The 3,612-nt window shown below is 58.7% G+C and carries 2 protein-coding genes; one reads left to right on the top strand and one right to left on the bottom strand.

All coding sequences use genetic code 11. The features are described 5' to 3' along the window. On the bottom strand, positions 1-607 hold a 607-nt coding region (locus tag ACPLUI_RS02635), incomplete at its 3' end, for an SLC13 family permease (protein ID WP_424658723.1). A 705-nt stretch (positions 608-1,312) separates the two neighbouring features. On the opposite strand from ACPLUI_RS02635, the gene ACPLUI_RS02630 reads away from it, so the two are divergent. Beyond that, a partial coding sequence (locus ACPLUI_RS02630) for a PD-(D/E)XK nuclease family protein (protein ID WP_424658722.1) occupies positions 1,313-3,612 on the top strand: 2,300 nt, incomplete at its 3' end.

Raw genomic sequence — 3,612 nt, 5'->3', positions numbered from 1 at the left:
TGGTGCCGTACAGTCCCAGGATGGCCATTAAAATGGGGAACATGGTGGCGGCCACGGCCGTATGCGCCATGACCAGGGTGAGCAGCACGGTCACCACATAGACCCCCAAAAGGATCATCTTCGTATTTTCACCGGTGACCTGCAGCATTTTAAAAGCCAGCCGCCTGGTCAGGCCGGCCTTGGTGAAAGCCAGGCCGACCATCAAAGAACCGAGGATGAATAAGACCGAAGGGTCCATGAAGTCTCTGAAGGCAACGTCTGCCGGCCGGATGCCGAATAAAGCCTGAAAAATACCGATGGCCAGGGCGGTGGCCCCGATGGGGATAACCTCGAACACCCACCAGATGCCGGCCAGGAGGAACAGCCCGATGGCCAGCTGGCCCTGCCTGGAAAGGGCGAATTCTTTACCAGCCGGGTCCACGGCTACCGGCAGCGGGGGTAAAAAGTAGAACAGGAAAAACAACCCCAGCCCAAGGGCGATAAATATGGTGCGCTTCAAGTCCCATTTAAATTCTTTGGGCAACTCGAGTGGTCTGGGTACCTCTGCGGGCCGGGCTCCAGCTTGAGCCTGCGCGCGCCCGGTGATATCCTCTAAAGTTTTGGCCATGAATAACCCTCCTATCAGAAAGAGTCCGGGAGGTAAGGATGTGCTATTTCCCTGACAGTTCGAGAGCGGTGCCATTGGCAATTGAGACAGATATGCTTCTTTCAGGCCTATTGTTGTTCCCTGTACAACCTGACGGGAGCTCCTTCCACCCCCTTTTACATCACAAGAGATTGTGAACTCATGTACTAGACCGGGTATAAAAAACGGACCGAGCGTACATGAGTGCCATTCTTTAAATCCGTTAATTAGTTATGTAGATGAGATGGTAGATTGGACTAAGCCCTTGAAATATCCTTGATATCCGGATAGCTTGCCTTTGGACCGTGGTTATGTTCGAGAGAGCCTTTCGAGCCGGAAAGTGAGATAACTCACATTACTATGTGAACGAAAACACTTGTAAGAGGCTAAAAAACTCCCTCTTCTTTGCTTTTAACCCGGGTGAATCGAGTCGAGGTGCATGAGGGAGGAAAGTAGTTTGACAAATCAGGGTACTTTTGTCACTCTCATAATAGCACAGGGACTGCGTGAAATCAAGCACAAGTTTGGCCTGAAGGGGAAAATTTTTTCTTGCTCCCGTGGTGACAATCCCCCCGTCCACAGACCGCTTCTACCAGTCGCATGCCAGAATTGCCAGAGGGTATGGTTTCGGTTAAAATGATGGAAGAGGGACCGGCGCTGGCAGCTGTTATGGGGAAGTGGTAAAGGATGAGTTTGCGTCTGTTGCTGGGACGGGCGGGGACGGGCAAGACCCACCGCTGTTTGATGGAAATATGTGCGGAACTGGAGAGGGAACCCCTGGGTCCTCCCCTGCTTCTGATTGTGCCAGCCCAGGCTACTTTCAATATGGAGCGCGAACTGGCTCTGCTGGGTGGTGGCCTGCGGGTACAGGTGTACAGCTTTCACCGCCTGGCCCACCGGGTGCTGCGGGAAGCTGGCGGTGCGGCCCTCCTCCCGGTCAGCGAGCTGGGGCGGCGGATGATGCTCAAGAAAATATTGATTGAAGAGAAGGGAAACCTCGGCCTTATGGGTTCTCTGGCCGGCCGGCCGGGTTTTCTTGCTTCTTTATCCGATTTGATCGGCGAGCTGAAAATGCACCGGGTCGCTCCGGAACCCCTGGAGGAACTGGCGTCTGATAAGGAGGGTCACCTGGGGCAAAAGCTCAAGGAGCTGTGCCTGATTTACCGGCGGCTGGGGGAAAAACTGGCCGGGCGGTTTACCGATCCCGACGATTACCTGAACCTTCTGGCGCAACGGATTTCCAGCGCCAGTTTTTTAGATAACTGCCGTGTGTGGGTGGATGGTTTTTCTTCCTTCACCCCGCAGGAATTTGCCGTGTTGGAGGCGCTTTTCCACAAAGCCCGGGAGATTACAGTGACCCTGTGCCTTGACCCTGCTCTGGCTACAGTTCAGCCTCAGGAGCACGACCCTTTTGTTAAACCCTGGGAGACGCGCCTGCGCCTTTTGCGTTTGGCGCGCAGGACCGGTGTGACGGTGCGGGAGGAGTTTTTAGAGCCCGGTGATACCTGGCGCCTGGCAGGGGCACCGGAGCTTTCTCACCTCGAGCGGTACTTTTTCACCTACCCCACCGTTCCCTATACCGGAACTGTACATAGGGTATGCCTGCTGGCCGGGGTCAACCTCCGGGCAGAGGTGGAGGGTGTGGTAAGGGCCATCCGCCGCCTGCTGCGGGAAGAAGGTCTTCGCCCCCGGCAGATCATGGTGGCCGTGCGGGACGTGGATGTTTATTTCCCTCTGTTCCGGAGGATGCTGGCGGATTACGAGATACCTTTTTTCATCGATCACCAGCAGCCGGTCATCCACCACCCTCTGGTGGAGTTGCTGCGTTCCGCCCTGGAGGTATGGCAGAAAAACTGGGCCTACGAGCCCGTGTTCCGCTTCTTAAAGACGGGGCTCAGCCGGTTGAGTGCCGGGGAAGTTGACCGGCTGGAAAACTACGTTCTGGCTGCCGGGATCCGGGGCAGCCGCTGGTACAGCCAGGAACCCTGGGACTACCTGCCCGGCCGCACCTGGAGTGAGGGCGGGCAGCGGCCGTGTTCCACGGAGCTGGAAGAGATCAACCGCATTCGCTGGCGTGCGGTCAGAGAACTGCGTTCTGCCCAATTAAAAGCACGGGAAACTGCGGCCGGCCGCGCCGGGCGCCTTTACGGCCGGCAGTGGGCCCGCATCCTGCTGGAATTGTGCCTGGAGCTTGATGTACCCCGCAGGTTGGATGAATGGAGCCGGGCAGCCCGGGCAGCGGGACAGCCGGACCTGGCCCGGGAACACCAGCAGGTCTGGCGGCTGGTGAGCGGCCTGCTGGACGAGTTGGTGGAAGTGCTGGGTGAAGTGGAGCTTTCCGCGGCGGAGCTGTCCGGTGTGCTGGATGCAGGTCTGGAGGCCATGCGCCTTTCTCTCATCCCCCCGGCACTCGATGCGGTCACCGTGGGCAGTCTGGACCGCTCCCGGCCGCCCCGGGATGTGCAGGCTCTATTCCTGCCCGGCCTCACGGAACGGGCGCTGCCCGCCAGTATTCACACCGGCGGGGTGTTCACCGAGCGCGAAAGAGAGCAGCTAACCACCTGGCTCCGTGAGAGGGACCTGGAACTGCCGGCCGGCACGGTCGACCGGTTGCACCAGGAGCAGTTTCTGATTTACCAGGTCCTGACCCGCACGGGCGGCAAACTGTTTTTGAGTTATCCTCTGGGTGATGGCGAGGGGCGGGCTGTAACTCCCTCACCGGTGATCCGCAGGGTGCGGGAATTGTTGCCGGAATTAAGGCCGCAGTTTCTACCGGTAGAGCCGCCGGGCGGCGCGGCAGACGTGGAGTACGTGGAGCATCCGGCAGGGCTGCTGCCCCGCCTGGCCCTGCGCTGGCTGGAAGCATCCTGGGGTCGCACCGTTCATCCTCTCTGGTGGCGGCTGTACAACCTGCTCCTCGAGGAGGGGGGGTGGCGGGACAGGCTTTCCATGCTCATAGTGGGCCTGACGGGGCGAAATGTGGAACC

It is taken from the genome of Desulfofundulus sp., from assembly GCF_049701015.1.
In the GTDB taxonomy this organism is placed as follows: domain Bacteria; phylum Bacillota; class Desulfotomaculia; order Desulfotomaculales; family Desulfovirgulaceae; genus Desulfofundulus.
The sequence above is the reverse complement of the archived record's forward strand: the minus strand, read 5'-3'. Positions and strand labels throughout refer to the sequence as shown.